The organism is Lampropedia hyalina DSM 16112, assembly GCF_900129055.1.
GTDB lineage: Bacteria > Pseudomonadota > Gammaproteobacteria > Burkholderiales > Burkholderiaceae_C > Lampropedia > Lampropedia hyalina.
Genome location: NZ_FQUZ01000018.1, coordinates 25,595 through 40,428, shown reverse-complemented (window position 1 = coordinate 40,428; position 14,834 = coordinate 25,595). Strand labels below are relative to the sequence as shown.

The 14,834-nt window shown below is 63.7% G+C and carries 14 protein-coding genes; 5 read left to right on the top strand and 9 right to left on the bottom strand.

The window, feature by feature from the left end; genetic code table 11:
* Positions 1-5: 5 nt before the first annotated feature.
* Positions 6-881, bottom strand: coding sequence for an archaetidylserine decarboxylase (asd, locus tag BUE21_RS08650; RefSeq protein ID WP_073356287.1), 876 nt, complete (start codon positions 879-881; stop codon positions 6-8).
* A gap of 73 nt (positions 882-954) precedes the next feature.
* Here asd and BUE21_RS08645 point away from each other — a divergent pair, with 73 nt between their 5' ends.
* Positions 955-1,653 (top strand): HAD family hydrolase, encoded by a 699-nt coding sequence (locus tag BUE21_RS08645; RefSeq protein WP_234971091.1) that lies wholly within the window; start codon positions 955-957, stop codon positions 1,651-1,653.
* 34 nt (positions 1,654-1,687) lie between these two features.
* Here the strand turns inward: BUE21_RS08645 and BUE21_RS08640 are convergent, their stop codons facing one another.
* Together BUE21_RS08640 and BUE21_RS08635 are read right to left on the bottom strand one after the other, a co-directional pair.
* A complete protein-coding gene (locus BUE21_RS08640) occupies positions 1,688-2,755 on the bottom strand; it encodes a S49 family peptidase (RefSeq protein ID WP_073356285.1) in 1,068 nt (355 codons plus the stop codon).
* A 137-nt stretch (positions 2,756-2,892) separates the two neighbouring features.
* On the bottom strand, positions 2,893-3,561 hold the full coding sequence (locus BUE21_RS08635; RefSeq protein WP_073356284.1) for an HAD family hydrolase: 669 nt from the start codon (positions 3,559-3,561) through the stop codon (positions 2,893-2,895).
* 133 nt (positions 3,562-3,694) lie between these two features.
* Here BUE21_RS08635 and BUE21_RS08630 point away from each other — a divergent pair, with 133 nt between their 5' ends.
* The 4 genes from BUE21_RS08630 (at position 3,695) to plsY (ending at position 7,865) form a co-directional block, all read left to right on the top strand.
* Positions 3,695-4,756: an RNA-guided endonuclease InsQ/TnpB family protein gene (locus BUE21_RS08630; RefSeq protein WP_073356283.1), complete on the top strand. Its 1,062-nt coding sequence runs from the start codon at positions 3,695-3,697 to the stop codon at positions 4,754-4,756.
* A gap of 86 nt (positions 4,757-4,842) precedes the next feature.
* Positions 4,843-5,469 carry an exopolysaccharide biosynthesis protein gene (locus tag BUE21_RS08625; protein WP_073356311.1) on the top strand — a complete coding sequence of 209 codons (627 nt, stop codon included), beginning with the start codon at positions 4,843-4,845 and terminating at the stop codon, positions 5,467-5,469.
* A 41-nt stretch (positions 5,470-5,510) separates the two neighbouring features.
* The gene (locus BUE21_RS08620) at positions 5,511-6,947 is read left to right on the top strand and encodes a uroporphyrinogen-III C-methyltransferase (protein ID WP_143164468.1); all 1,437 of its coding nucleotides are present in this window, start codon (positions 5,511-5,513) and stop codon (positions 6,945-6,947) included.
* A 252-nt stretch (positions 6,948-7,199) separates the two neighbouring features.
* On the top strand, positions 7,200-7,865 hold the full coding sequence (gene plsY / locus BUE21_RS08615) for a glycerol-3-phosphate 1-O-acyltransferase PlsY (RefSeq protein ID WP_143164467.1): 666 nt from the start codon (positions 7,200-7,202) through the stop codon (positions 7,863-7,865).
* 15 nt (positions 7,866-7,880) lie between these two features.
* Here the strand turns inward: plsY and BUE21_RS08610 are convergent, their stop codons facing one another.
* The 6 genes from BUE21_RS08610 to BUE21_RS08585 all read right to left on the bottom strand — a co-directional run bounded on the left by BUE21_RS08610 (position 7,881) and on the right by BUE21_RS08585 (position 14,748).
* Positions 7,881-9,191, bottom strand: coding sequence for a 3-deoxy-D-manno-octulosonic acid transferase (locus BUE21_RS08610; RefSeq protein WP_073356281.1), 1,311 nt, complete (start codon positions 9,189-9,191; stop codon positions 7,881-7,883).
* Between the two features lie 6 nt (positions 9,192-9,197).
* Positions 9,198-10,496: an O-acetylhomoserine aminocarboxypropyltransferase/cysteine synthase family protein gene (locus BUE21_RS08605; protein WP_073356309.1), complete on the bottom strand. Its 1,299-nt coding sequence runs from the start codon at positions 10,494-10,496 to the stop codon at positions 9,198-9,200.
* Positions 10,497-10,586: 90 nt separating this feature from the next.
* Positions 10,587-11,036, bottom strand: a complete 450-nt coding sequence (locus BUE21_RS08600; RefSeq protein ID WP_200796718.1) for a hypothetical protein — start codon at positions 11,034-11,036, stop codon at positions 10,587-10,589.
* 5 nt (positions 11,037-11,041) lie between these two features.
* The gene (ugpQ, locus tag BUE21_RS08595) at positions 11,042-11,797 is read right to left on the bottom strand and encodes a glycerophosphodiester phosphodiesterase (RefSeq protein WP_073356280.1); all 756 of its coding nucleotides are present in this window, start codon (positions 11,795-11,797) and stop codon (positions 11,042-11,044) included.
* A 186-nt stretch (positions 11,798-11,983) separates the two neighbouring features.
* Positions 11,984-13,723 carry a single-stranded-DNA-specific exonuclease RecJ gene (recJ, locus tag BUE21_RS08590; RefSeq protein WP_073356279.1) on the bottom strand — a complete coding sequence of 580 codons (1,740 nt, stop codon included), beginning with the start codon at positions 13,721-13,723 and terminating at the stop codon, positions 11,984-11,986.
* Positions 13,720-14,748 (bottom strand): GlxA family transcriptional regulator, encoded by a 1,029-nt coding sequence (locus tag BUE21_RS08585; protein ID WP_073356278.1) that lies wholly within the window; start codon positions 14,746-14,748, stop codon positions 13,720-13,722. The genes recJ and BUE21_RS08585 overlap by 4 nt, the downstream gene beginning before the upstream one ends.
* Positions 14,749-14,834 lie beyond the last annotated feature (86 nt).

Here is a 14,834-nt window from a genome sequence, read left to right as displayed (position 1 = left end):
ATCGGTCACGGCTGCACGGCAGCGGCTGGCATCTGCGCCATGTCTTCACCCATGCGAATAGCCTGCCCGGCTTGCCATGCCGGATTGAATTGCAGCGGCGCGTGGCCTGGCATCACCATGATGACGGTGGAGCCCAGTTGAAAACGCCCCATTTCCGCGCCCTTGGCCAGACAGATCGGTGCGGTGTTCGGGCAGGTGTAGTCCCAGTTGCGCACGGTGCGGCTGTGGCGCGGGGGCGTGACCACGCCGCTCCACACGGTGGCAATGCTGCCGACGATGGTGGCCCCCACCAGCACCATGGCAAAACGCCCGAATGGCCCCTCGAACCAGCATACCAGCCGCTCGTTGCGGGCAAACAGCCCTTCCACGCCCTCTGCCGTGACCGGATTGACCGAGAACAGATCGCCCGGTATGTGGTGCATGGAGAGCAGCCGCCCGTCGCAGGGCATGTGGATGCGGTGATAGTCGCGCGGGCTGAGGTAGAGCGTCGCAAAGTGCCCCTGGGCAAAGCCTTCGGCCTGTTCCGGGCTGGCGAGCAGGGCCGAAAGACTGTAGCTGCGCCCCTTGGCCTGAATCAGCTGGCCTTGCTGGATGCCGCCGAGCTGGCTCACCCGGCCATCGACCGGGCAGAGCCAGTGGGCATCGGACAGCGGGCGCACACCGGGACGCAGTTCGCGGGTGAAGAAGGCGTTGAAATCGCGGTAATGCGCGGGGTCGGAGTGCAGGGCCTCGGACATATCCACCTGGTAGCGTTGGATGAACCAGCGGATGAACCGCTGTGCCACCCAGGGGCGGTCGGTGCTGGCGAGCCGTCCGGCCGCATGGGTCAGCCACTCCTTGGGAGCCAGATGCTGCAACAGGATGAAAAGACGATCATTCACGAAAAACCTTGCAAAAGCGGCAAAACACCCGATTCTAGAGCGTGTTGGCGGCCAATCCGGTATGCTTGCCCGCATGATTGACACAACCCGCATCCAAGCCATCACCCTCGATCTGGACGATACCCTCTGGCCCGTGGCTCCAGTCATCGTGCATGCCGAAAATACCCTGCGCGACTGGTTGCAGCAGCACCTGCCCCGCACGGCGCAACTGTGGCAGACACCGGATTTGCCGCGCGAGGTGCGTCGCGCCGTGGTGCAACGCCACCCCGAACGCCGACACGACCTGTCGTTTCTGCGCCGCGAGATGATCCGGGATGTCATGGTGCAGGCCGGTGATGCACCCGGGCACGCCGATGCAGCGTTTGAAGTGTTCTTTGCCGCCCGCCAGCAGGTGACACTGTTTGAAGACAGCCTGGGAACCCTTCGGGCGTTGGCGGGCCGCTATCCACTGCTGGCCTTGAGCAACGGCAATGCGAATGTGCGCCAGATTGGCCTGGGCGACTGCTTCGTGGCCTCGATTGCCGCCAGCCAGGTGGGCTGTGCCAAGCCCGACCGGCGCATCTTTCAGGCAGCGGCCGATGCCGCCGGGCTGGCCCCCGAGCAGATTCTGCATGTGGGCGATGATGCGCAACTGGATGCACAGGCCGCCCGCGAGGCCGGTATGCAGGCAGTGTGGCTCAACCGCGAAGGCAAGCCGTGGCCACTGGAGACGGCACCACCGCCACAGATTCACACCCTGGCAACGCTGGTGCAGTGGCTGTTGCCCCGGTGATGCCGTGGTGTAGCAGCACGGCATCCACCGAGTTTCAACGCCACTCCAGCCCTTGTTGAACGTTCTGCAAGCCAGCCTGCTGACCCAGTCCTTGGCCGATGGCTGCGCCCAGGCGGTTGGCCAACTGGTCGGCCAGGTTCTTCTTGCGGCTGTAGTCCACCAGTTTGTCCACCTTGACCACGTCCCGGGCGACCGAATGCACATTGCCCAGCGCATCGGCCAGACCGAGTTGAATGGATTCCTCGCCCGTCCAGAACAGGCCGCTGTAGGTGTCCTGGTTTTCCTTGATGCGCTCGCCCCGTCCCTTGCGTACCACGTCGATGAACTGCTGGTGTATCTGGCGGGTCAGGTTGCGGGCATGGGTGACATCATCGGCATTGAGCGGGCTGAAGGGGTCGAGAAAGCCCTTGTTGCTGCCGGAAGTAATCAGCCGCCGTTCCACGCCCAGCTTGTCCATGCTGCCGGTGAAGCCAAAGCCGTTGAGCAGCACGCCGATGCTGCCGACGATGCTGGCCTTGTCCACATAGATGTCGTCGGCGGCCACGGCAATGTAGTAGGCTGCCGATGCGCCTGTCTCGCCAATGACGGCATAGACGGGCTTCTCGTGCTTGGCCTTGAGGCGCAGGATTTCGTCATGCACCATGCCAGCCTGAACCGGGCTGCCGCCGGGGGAGTTGATCTGCAACACCACGGCCTGGGCGTGTTCGTTCTCGAACGCTTCGCGCAGGGCGGGGAACAGGTACTGGGTGCTGGACGCTTCGCCATCGGCAATCACCCCTTCGATCTTGACCACGCCCAAGTGTTTCTGGGTGTCCGTGCCGGAACTGAACGGGCGATCCAGCAGCATCATGCCGGTCAGGAACAGCACATAGGCCAGAATCAGGAAGCGGAAGAAGATTTTCCAGCGGCGGCTGGTGCGCTGCTCCTTGAGCGCGGCAAAGGCAAGGTTTTCCAGCACGGCGCGCTCCCATGCGGGGGCGGCGGTGCCCGATGCCGTCGGTGCAGAGTCGGTGGCTGGACGGCCAGGGCGTTCTTTCCAGAGATCGGGCGGTTCGCTGGCGGAAGGGGTTGCAGGAGGATTGCGGGGGTCTTGAGAACTCATGAGACGGTGCCTGGAGGATGGAAAAGGGCCATTTTGCCTTGGGCAGGCGGGTGGATGGGGTTTGGGAAACGCTGAATCATTCCTCCCGGTCGCCGCATCCCCCTCTCGGGCGGAATGAATCAGCGTTTCCTTTGCGGCTATGCGTGCTGTGCCAGCCACGCATCCAGATGCGCCACGGAATCGAGTACCGCCAGCGGCTGGTAGGCGTGCAATCCGTTGCCAGCGTGCGCGCCGTAGGATACGCCCACGCTGGCAGTGCCCGCATTGAGTGCCATTTGCAGGTCGTGGCTGGTGTCGCCAATCACCAGCACCTGTTGGGCAGGGGTGGCGAATTCGTCCATCAGTTCGTGCAGCATCAGGGGATGGGGTTTGCTGGCGGTCTGGTCTGCCGTGCGCGAAGCGTCGAAAATGCCGCGCAGATCGAGGTGGTCGAGCACCTGATCCAGTCCCCGGCGGCTCTTGCCGGTCGCCACGGTCAGGATGAAGCCGCGTGCCTTCAGCGCGGTCAGCATGTCCAGCACGCCATCGAACAGGCTCAGGTCATCCTGCCGCTGCACATAGTGGTAGCGGTAACGCTGCACCAGTTGCGGGTAGAGGGCAGGGGGCACATCCGGGGCCGCCTGGGCCAGGGCCTCGGTCAGGCCCATGCCGATGACCCAGCGGGCTGCTGCGTCGCTGGGGGCCTGCCCGCCGACATCCTGCACGGCCGCCTGGATGCAGCGCACGATGATCTGGGTGGAGTCGAACAGGGTGCCGTCCCAGTCAAAGGCCAGCAAGTCAAAACGGCGTGAAGTGTGTACAGTCATGGGGCAGAATTATCAGGGTGCGCGGAAAGCCCCGTCGTTCACGACGGGGATACAGAGCGCGCAACCCAAAGGGTTCCATTTTGGTTCATAGATAACACATTGGAAATATACCCTCTCTGTTAAAGTCAGCACCATGGCTACCGTTGTCAAAACCCTGAAACTCCGCGTGAAGGACAAGCACGCGTCGCTGCTGTTGCAGATGGCGCGGCAGGTCAATTTCGTCTGGAATTTCATCAATGCGCTCTCCAGCCGATCGATTCGGGAGCGCGGAAAATGGCTGTCCGCCTACGATATTCATCCGTACACCAAAGGAGCCGCCAAGGAGCTGGGCTTGCACAGCCAAACGCTGCAATGTGTGGCGCAGGAGTACGTCACACGCCGCCGTCAATTCAAACGCGCCCGGCTGAACTGGCGTAAATCCACTGGCAGCAAACGTAGCCTGGGCTGGATACCGATAAACACCGGCGCAGCTTCTTGGAAGAACGGGCAGGTCTATCACAACGGCCATTATTTCAGTGTGTGGGATTCCTACGGCTTGAGCCAGTACAAATTCAAGACTGCCAGCTTCAACGAAGATGCGCGTGGCCGCTGGTATTTCAACGTGGCAGTACAGGTTGAAGTCCAAGCGGGTGAAGGTACGGCCTCGGTCGGCATTGACCTTGGCCTGAAAGACTGCGCCACCACCAGCACGGGCCAGAAGCTGCATGGCCGCTGGTATCGGGAACTGGAGCCGCAGCTTGCCATTGCGCAGCGGGCACGCAAGAAAAAGCGCGTCAGGGCGATTCACGCAAAAATAGCCAACCGCCGAAAAGACGAAATCCACAAGTTCACGACGGAGCTTGTGAAGAACAACGCCGCCATCTTCGTGGGCGACGTGGCCAGCGCGAAGCTGGTCAAAACCAGGATGGCCAAGTCCACGCTGGACGCGGGCTGGTCATCGTTGAAAACCGCTTTGGAATACAAGTGCCATCAGGCCGGAGTGGTTTTTGAGGAAGTGAACGAAGCGTATTCGACCCAGACCTGTTCTGCGTGCGGCAGTCTGCCGCCGCAGAGGCCCAAAGGTATCGCAGGTCTTGGAATAAGAGAATGGACGTGCAGCGAATGTGGAGCGGCACACGACCGCGACGTGAACGCAGCACGCAACATTCTCGCGGCAGGGCATTGCCGTCTCGCAGGAGGAATCTCCTGCCTTTAGGCAGGAGAGGATGTCAAGCCTTTCGCGGTGTCCGCCGGACACTTCCGCCATTGAATCGCCTCTTTGCAGGCTTGCAGACCCCACCCATGAAACCATCTCCCCAATCCTTGCCGCCCGCCAGTGAAACCATCAGCCGGATGCTCTACAGCGTGCAGTCCCCGACCATCAGCGTGCGCGAGTTGCTGACCCTGATGGGTGAGCAGGGGCTGCTGATGCTGTGTGCCCTGATGACGCTGCCGTTTCTGTTTCCCGTATCCATTCCGGGGGTATCCACGGTGTTCGGTGCGGCCATTTTGCTCATTGGTGTAGCCATCACCCTCAACACCCTGCCGTGGCTGCCTGCCTTCGTGGCCGACCGCCAGCTCGATTGGCTCAAGCTCAAACCCACACTCCAGCGCGGTGTGGGGGTGTTGCGCAAGGTAGATGGTTTTCTCAAGCCGCACCGTCTGGCCGTGCTGAGCAACAGCCTGGTGATGAACCGTGTCAATGGCCTGGCACTGATTTTTGCCGCGCTGTTGCTGATGCTGCCGCTGGGACTGATTCCGTTCTCCAACACACTCCCCGGCATTGCCATTTTGCTGCTGGCGGTAGGCATGTCGCAGCGCGATGGCCTGCTGGTGGCGGCCGGGTATGGGATGATTGTCCTGACGCTGGTTTATTTCAGCTTTCTGGCCTGGGCTGCCTGGGCAGGGGGCCGCTCCCTCATCGGCTAATTCTTCTGTGTGCTCCCCATTTTCCTGATTGCCAGACTGTCGTGAAGCCTTCCCCACCCCCCTCATCGGAGCCATCGGCTTCGTCCCTGATGCGTCTGGCCCAATCCCTGGAGCATCCTTCGCCGCTGCCGCAGTGGGCGTTCTGGTTGCTGGTTGGCACCACCTGTGGCGCGTTGTTGCTGGGCTGGAGCCAGTCGCGCAAGCTCAGCCGCATTCAGGAGCAGTTGGCCCTGCAAACCAGCCAGACCCAGGCCCAGGTGGTGGAAGCCCATGCTGCCGCCACGCAGGCACGCGATCTGGCGCGCGATGCCATGACGCGCGTGCAACTGGGCGATGCCCGCCTGAATGAGTACACGCTGCAACGCTCCAATCTGGAGCAACTGGCATTCGATATTTCGCGCAACTGGGCCAACAACCAGTTGGTGGAGATGGAGCTGAGCCTGCGGCTGGCACAGCAGCAGGCGCAATTGACGGGTCTGGCCGAGCCGCTGATGGCGGCCCTGCGCACGGCCAGCCAGCGGCTGGAACGCTCCGACCAGCCGCGCCTGCTATCGCTGCAAATGGCGATCGACAGCGATCTGGTGCGCCTCTCCAGTGCCGCCGTGACCGATACCGCTGGTCTGCTGGTGCGCATCGACAAGCTGCTGGAGCAGATCAACAGCCTGCCATTGCGCAATGCCGTGGGCAATGAGTTGCACGATCTGCCGCAGCCCCGGCATGTCCATGCCACGCTGGAAGCAACCCCTGCGCCTTCGGTGATTTCCGGCAACCTGCCCACGCCGGCCATGCCCTCGTCCAAGGCGGCTGCCCCGGCATCACAGCCCCCTGCTGCTGCCCATGAAACCGCCGCCAGCCTGACCCCGCTGGAGCCGGTGGAAATCGCCACGGAGGCCACGGTGGCCGGGGTTTCGGGTGTGTCGGGCACTGCTGTGGTGACCGAACTTGCAGAGAAACAGGACACCGCTGCCCCCGTGCAGGAGCGTTGGCGCGACTGGCCGGGGCGGCTGTGGCGCGGTGTGCGCGACGAAGCGCGCCAGTTGTTCCGGGTGCGGCACATCCAGCACCCGGATGCCATTCTGCTCACCCCCGATCAGGCGTTCTTTCTGCGCGAGAACCTGCGCCTGCAACTGATGAATGCCCGCATGGCCCTGCTGGCGCGCCAGAATGAATCGGCCCGTTCCGATCTGGCACTGGTGCAGACGGCCTTGCAGCAATACTTCGATCTGGAGGCGGCCAATACCCGGCACGCGCTGCAAATCCTGCAACAGTTGCAGGAGCACATCCAGGCCGTTGAGCTGCCTGCCATCACCGAAACCCTGGCTGCCATTGCCGCTGCCAGTGCCAGCAACCAGGCGGCACTCCAGGCCACCATGCCCCCGCCGCCGCCCACTCCAGCGGCCACGCTGGTGGGCACGCCCGCCGCATCGGGCAGTGTGCCTGCCGCCACGCTCTTGCCTGTGCCGCCCCCGCAGCCATGAAATAATCCGTTTTCGGAAAATCTGGAGGGAACGCGCCTGTCCCGCCCTAAGGAAACGCTGAATCATTCCGCCCGAGTCGCCGCGCCCCCTGTCGGGATGGGCTGCAAGGCGGTTTTTGGGGTCAATAGTGGTGCTATTGACCCCAAAAGCCAACGCAGCAGACCGCCCGAGAGGGGGATGCGGCGGCCGGGCGGAATGATTCAGCGTTTCCCTAAGGCAGGGCAGGTGCAGCAAGGCTTGAGGAGGCCGATTGTGCAAACCATTTATCTGTTGCTGGCCATGGTGCTGGCCTATCTGCTCGGCTCCGTGCCGTTTGCCGTGCTGGTGAGCAAGTCCATGGGGCTGGCGGATCCCCGTTCGTTCGGCAGTGGCAATCCGGGTGCGACCAATGTGCTGCGCTCCGGCAGCAAGCTGGCGGCGGTGCTCACTTTGCTGCTCGATGCCGCCAAGGGCTGGCTGCCCGTGGCTCTGGTGGGCTGGTTCGGTGCACGCTGGGGCCTGTGGGAAGGGGCGCAGGCCGCCGTGGGGCTGGCGGCCTTTGCCGGGCATGTCTGGTCGGTGTTTCTGCGCTTCAAGGGCGGCAAGGGCGTGGCCACGGCCCTGGGCGTGCTGCTGGGCATCAGCCCCTGGCTGGGGCTGTGGGTGCTGCTGAGCTGGGTGCTGGTGCTGGCGGTCTGGCGGTATTCATCGCTGTCGTCGGTGCTGGCCGCGCTGCTGGCCCCCTTGTTCTATATCGTCGCAGGTGGAACCCTGTGGGCGTACGACCGCTGGGTGCTGCTGGCGGTGGCCGCGATGTCGGCCATCTTGCTCATGCGCCATGCCGGCAACATCAACCGCCTGATGCAGGGCAAGGAACCGAAAGTCGGCCAGAAGAAAACCGCTGCTGGCGCGGCCACGCCGGGCCAACGCCACAAGTAGCAGCCCATCGCGGCTTTACCGCAGGGCACTGAGCAATCGCCGTGCCGTGGCGCGGGCCGCGCCGCCCTTGGCGGTGGCGAATTGCTGGGCCGACACGCGGCTTGCGGTGCGCATGGCCGCATCCTGTACCAGCCGCAGGGCGCGGTGGATGGCCTGCTGCATGTCCGGGGCACGTTCGGCGGCTCCGGCTGCAATGGCGTCTTCGGCGGCCTGGGCGAAGTTGAAGGTGTGCGGGCCGACGATGACCGGGCAGCCGCAGGCACAGGCCTCGATGAGGTTCTGGCCGCCCAGCGGGGCGAAGCTCGCGCCCATCAGCGCGACATCGGCCAGCCGGTAGTACAGCGGCATTTCGCCCATGCTGTCGCCCAGCCAGACATCGGCGGTGGGCAATGGCTGGTCGGCCTGCCACTGGCTGCGGCGCGAGAGCGTCAGGCCCCGGCCTTGCACCAGCTCTGCCACTTCGTCAAACCGCTGGGGGTGGCGCGGAATCAGCATCCATTGCACACGGCGCGGGTCTGGCAGGCGGTGGATAGCATCCAGCCACAGTGCTTCCTCGCCTTCGCGGGAGCTGGCCATGGCTACCACGGGTTTGCCATGCCCGCCTGCGTTCAGGCTGCGCCAGTGTTGCCCCTGTTGCAGCAGGGCCAGTGCAGGCTGTTCGTCGAATTTCAGGTTGCCGGTGATACCCAGCACATTCGCCCCCAGTGTTTGCAGGCGTTGGCCATCGGCCTCAGTCTGTGCCAGCACGCCGGTCAGATCGCGGTAGGCGGGGGGCAACAGGCTGGGCAGCCTGCGCGCTCCCGTGAAGGATTTCTCGTTCAGCCGCGCATTGACCAGCCACAGCGGCACGTTGGCGGCTTGGCAGGCGTGCACCAGATTCGGCCAGACCTCGGTTTCCATCAGCACCCCCATGCGGGGCCGGAAGTGTTGCAGGAACCGCGCCACGGCGGCTGGCGTATCCCACGGCAGCCAGGCTTGCTGGTCGCCTGCCATGCCGATGTCGGCCAGCAGGCGTTGGCCTTCGGTGCGTCCGGTGGCCGTGCCGTGGGTCAGCAGCACGGGCAGGCTGGGCTGCTGCTGGCGAATCTCGCGCAGCAGAATGCCAGCCGCGCGGCTTTCTCCCAGCGAGACGGCATGAATCCACAGCGGTGGCGTGGGCGTGGCGGGTGCGGCATAGCAGCCGAAGCGTTCCGGCACGGCTTCGGCATAGCCCGGCTCCTGCACGGCGCGGCGGCGCAACTTGCGGCGCAACAGGGGCTGGGCCGCCCACACGCCCAGCGAATACAGCCGCAGGGCCAGGGCTTCCCGCCAGTGGCTTGGGGTCATGGGCGTTTACTGGGCAGCGGCCTGCAATGCCTGTTGCAGATCGGCGATGAGGTCGTCGATGTGCTCGATACCGATGGACAGGCGCACGGTTTCTTCCTTGACCCCGGCCTTTTCCAGTTCTGCGGGCGAGAGCTGGCGGTGGGTGGTGGAAGCGGGGTGGGTGGCCAACGATTTGGCGTCACCGATATTGACCAGTCGGGTGAACAGTTGCAGCGCGTCGAGGAAGCGTTCGCCTCCGGCACGGCCGCCCTTGACCCCGAATGTGAGCACGCCAGAGGCGTGGCCGCCCAGGTACTTCTGCGCGTGGGCATGGTCGGGGTGATCGGGCAGGGCGGCGTAGCTGACCCACTCCACCAGCGGATGCTGTTGCAGGAACTGTGCCACGGCCAGGCTGTTGGCGTTGATGCGCTCCATGCGCAGGCTCAGGGTTTCGATGCCTTGCAGAATCAAAAAGGCATTGAAGGGCGACAGTGCCGCGCCGGTGTTGCGCAGTGGCACGGTGCGGGCGCGGCCAATGTAGGCGGCGGCTCCCAGTGCTTCGGTGAAGACCACGCCGTGGTAGCTCACCTCAGGTTCGTTCAGGCGTTTGAAACGTTCCTTGTGCTCGGCCCAGGGGAATTTCCCGGAATCGACAATCGCGCCGCCCAGCGTGGTGCCGTGACCACCCAGGTACTTGGTGAGCGAATGCACCACGATGTCTGCGCCATGCTCGAAGGGGCGCAGCAGGTAAGGGGTGGCGACGGTGTTATCGACGATCAGCGGCACACCGTGGCGGTGGGCGATGTCGGCAATCGCGGCAATGTCGGTGACGTTGCCCAGCGGGTTGCCGATGGATTCCACATACACGGCCTTGGTGCGGGCATCGAACAGCCCCTCGAAGCTGGCGAGGTCGCGCACATCGGCAAAGCGTGTGGTCACGCCGAACTGGGGCAGGGTGTGGGCAAACAGGTTGTAGGTGCCGCCATACAGGGCCGAAGCCGAGACGATGTTATCGCCCGCTTCGGCAATGGTGAGGATGGCATAGGTCACGGCCGCCTGCCCGGAAGCCAGCGCAAGTGCGCCGATACCGCCTTCCAGCGCGGCAATGCGTTCTTCCAGCACCGCATTGGTGGGGTTGGTGATGCGGGTGTAGATATTGCCGGGAACGGCCAGGTTGAACAGGTCGGCTCCGTGCTGGGCACTGTCGAAGGCGTAGGAGGCCGTCTGGTAAATCGGGGTGGCCGCTGCCTTGGTGGTGGGATCGGGCTGGTAGCCAGCGTGGACGGCGAGGGTTTCAAACTTCCAGTTGGCCTGGGACTGTGACATGGTGTGCATCTCCTGAGGGAAGGACAAAAAAAGCGAAAACAGTATGCGAACTATTCCGTAGATATGTGGGTAGGTCGCCTAGACGGTCGATCACAAACCTTGCTGAGCAAGTTGGACTTCAATAAACCATTCGGGCTGCATGGCTTCAAAGTCCTGACGGACATTACAAGGAAGATAGCTGGCTGAATCCAAAACAAATGCTTGATCCGCTATACGCTGGAAAACCACCCAGTGCCAAAAGTTTCGGCCTTCTGTTTGATGGTGCTTGATGGCCAACAAGGCTAGATCAGGCAAGGCATTCCATGAGAGGAATGGGCATTCATCCGCTGCGGTTGCTACGCCCGCGTTCGATAGCATGCGTCGAACGTACTGTGTGTCTGACCAAAGGGATTCATCGGCGGCACTAATGCCCAAAGCGTGGGCCTGTGTCCTCATTTCGGCATAGGTTTTTCCCAGAATGGCCGCGACAGAGGCGATTCCGCATCCCGTTGGCTCTTCTTGTATGACGGGTCTTGGCAGGCCAGGAGCGAGGCTTGACATGGTTGTTACACAATCGGGGTGAAAAAATCCACCCGGTCGGTGATGATGCCATCGATGCCCAGCTTGATGAGCCGTTCGGCAGAATCTTCGTCATTGACGGTGTGGCTGAGGGCGGCCATGCCTTTTTCGTGGACGGCCTTGATGGTTTTCTTGTTCCAGAGCGGGTGACGGCACACGATGGCCTGGCAATGCAGCTTTTGCGCGGTCTTGAAGAAGTCGTCGGGCAACTCATCGAGCAGCAGGGCGCGGGGCAGGTGCGGGGCGGCTTCGGCAGCGGCAGCCAGTGCCTCGGGCTGGAACGAGGAGAGCAGCGGAGCCTTCAGGTATGCGGGCCAGACTTTCTTCAGCAGCTTGGCCACGGCCTTGCCGGTGGCCGCTTCCGTGCCCGGTGTGGGCTTGATTTCGATGTTGATCGCGTAGTGGTTGGTGGTGCACCAGTGCAGCACGTTGCGCAGCGTGGGAATGGGTTCGCCCGCCCACAGGCGCGAGTACCAGGAGCCGGCATCGAGCTGGGAGAGTTCCGCCCAGGTCTGTTCTCCGGCCAGGCCCTTGCCGTTGGTGGTGCGGTCCAGCGCATCGTCGTGCAGCAGCACGAGCACGCCATCGGCACTCAGGCGTGCGTCGCACTCGAACATGCGATAGCCAAAGGACGCGCCCTGACGGAAGGCCGCCAGTGTGTTTTCGGGAGCGAGCTTGCCTGCGCCACGGTGGGCAATCCAGAACGGGTAGGGCCATCGGGCCGATTGTTTGTCGCTTTGCATGGAGGTGGTGTGCCAGAAGGTGAGGGCTTGCGTGGAATGCGCGAAGGGCGTTGAACAATGCCGGGACAGGGGGCACGGCGGGAAGTGGGAGGGCCGGAAGGTGGGTCAGACCGTGAGGATTGTGTACGACAGGGCGCAACGCCTGCCGGGCAAAAATATACCACCTTCTTTTTGGGCCATTGCCATTCAGCATGCAGCCGGGGCCTCGCAGCCTTCGATGACGAAGCGCAGTTGCTTGCGTTGCTGCCATTCGTTCACTTCCAGCCGGTAGGCCAGGTGGGCGGTGCGGGGCAGGGGGCTGTTGTGGCCGAACCAGATGGCATCGACCATCTGGCCGTGGTGCAGCAGCTTCAGCGCGGAATGCTTGCCCGCCAGAATGCGCTGGTCCAGCACTTCCAGTTCCTCGCTGAACAGCGGGGCGGCAAAGCCCTGTCCCCACACGCAGCGGCCAATCGCCTGGGCATGTTCCAGGGTGCGTGCCTGGGCGGGCAGTGCGCCGTCGGTGAGAAGCATGCCTTGCAGGTCGCTGGCATGGAGCCATTCGCGGGCAATTTCGGCCATCGCCTGCTGGAACAGTGCGAAGTGCTCCTGCCGGATGCTGCAACCCGCCGCCATCGCGTGGCCGCCGAATTTCTCCAGCACCTGGGGGTGGCGTTTGGCCAGCAGATCGAGTGCGTCGCGCAGGTGAAAACCCGCAATCGAGCGGCCCGAGCCTTTGAGTGTGCCGATGTCCGGGGCGGCGGCACTCGGGGCGAACACGAAGGCGGGGCGGTGGAACTGGTCTTTCAGGCGCGAGGCCACGATGCCGACCACGCCTTCGTGAAAGCCCTCGTCGAACACGCTGATGGCCGCCGGGGGCTGCGTGTGATGCGCGCCGGTGTCGGCGCACAGCCGCTCGGCAATCGCCTGGGCCTGAATGCGCATATCGCTTTCCAGTTCGCGGCGTTTGCGGTTGATGTCGTCCAGCATGGCCGCCAGTTCCTGGGCGCGGCTGGCATCGTCGGTGCGCAGGCATTCGATGCCAATCGTCATATCCGTCAGGCGACCGGCCGCGTTCAGGCGCGGGGCCAGCCCAAAGGCCAAATCCTGGGTGCTGGCCTTGGCCCATGTCCGCTGGCTGGTCTCGAACAGGGCCAGCATGCCCACGGGCAGGCGACCGGCGCGGATGCGCTCCAACCCCTGGGCCACCAGCAGGCGGTTGTTCGCATCCAGCGGCACGACATCGGCCACCGTGCCCAGTGCCACCAGCGGCAGCAGCGCGTCCAGGCGTGGCTGGGTCTGGGCCGTGAAGATTCCGCGCTCGCGCAGCAGGCTGCGCAGGGCCAGCAGCACATAGAACATCACGCCCACCCCGGCCAGGTTCTTGCTGGCAAACGGGCAGCCGGGCTGGTTGGGATTGACGATGGCATGGGCATCGGGCAATTCATCGGCAGGCAAGTGGTGGTCGGTGATGAGCACGGTCAGCCCCAGTGCGCGGGCATGGCGCACACCGTCCACGCTGGCAATGCCATTGTCCACGGTCAGCAGCACCTGTGCGCCGCTGTCGTGCACGCGCTGGGCAATGGACGGGGTCAGGCCATAGCCGTCCTGAATGCGGTTGGGCACGAGGTAGTCGATCTGCCCGGCTTCGGCTCCCAGCATCTCCAGTCCCTTGAGCGCGAGCGTGCAGGCGGTCGCGCCGTCGCAATCGTAGTCGGCCACCACGCAGACGCGCTGGCCCTGCTCCAGGGCCTCTGCCAGCCACTGGGCGGCGGTATCTGCCCCCTTGAGGGATGCAGGCGGCAGCAGGCGCGAGAGCGCGTAATCCAGTTCGGCGGCACTGCCGATGCCGCGCGCGGCATAAAGCTGCGCCCAGAATGCGGCAAGCCCCTGTTCTTGCAGGGCGGTGACGGTATCGTGGGGGATGGAGCGGGGCAGGAATTTCACGGCAGGCAGTCGGAGTCAGGAGGGAGGGAAGAGGAGCGTGGGGTTGGCACGGGAGAGTGTACGGAAAACCGCTGCCGGTATTCGCCGGGCGGCAATCCGACGATTTTCAGGAAAACCTTGCGCAAGGCACTGGCATCGTTATAGCCGATGTCCCAGGCAATCCGCTCGAGTGGCAGTTTCGTGGTTTGGAGCAGTTCCTTGGCACGCCCCACCCGCAGTCGCTGCACGTATTCGCCGGTGGTCATGCCGGTGGCCTTCTTGAAGCGGCGCAGAAAGGTTCTTTCTTCCAGCAGAGCCATTTCCGCCAGTCGGGACAGCACGATCTCCTGCCCATCGGCAGCGTGCAGCCAGTGTTGCACGGTGAGAATGGCGCGGTCGCCGTGCTTGAGGTCGGGTGCGAACGCGCTGTAATAGCACTGCTCACGCCCCGGCGGATCGATTAGCAGCAGGCGCGCCGTCTCCAGCATCACCGAAGCTCCCAGGTAGCGATCCACCAGACGCAGCCCCAGGTCGGTCCAGGCCATTGCACCACCGGCGGTGACGATGTCGCCATCGTCGATCACCAGGCGACTGGTGTCGAGCCGCACTTTCGGAAATCGCGCATGGAAATGGCTGGTATAGAGCCAGTGAGTCGTGGCCTTGCGCCCGTCGAGCACGCCTGTTTCCCCCAGCAGAAAGGCCCCCGCACACACGGAACACAGCACCACCCCGGACTGGTGTTGCTGGCGTAGCCAGGGAACAAGCGGTGCAGCGGCCTGCGGCGCAATCGGCGCATCCAGGCTGGGAGGCACCAGCAATACGGTCAGATGCTCCTGGGGTTGCGGTGTGCTGTCGAATACGCGCACGACGCTGGCGCAGTCCGGCGTGGGTTGCCAATGGCTGATGCGCAAGCGCGGCAGTGGGCCGTGGGTGCGTTTCAGGGCCATCCGGTTGGCGACGGAAAAGAGATCGGTCAGGCCCAGCACGGCGGAAAACTGCGCACCGGGATAAAGCACGATGCCAATTTCGACAGATTGGGTTGTCATTTGTCGATTTTAGCCTATGGAATGTCGATATGGCCACTTTCGGGCCAGTCGTGGTGTTTGCACAATGCAGACGTATCCACTTCACC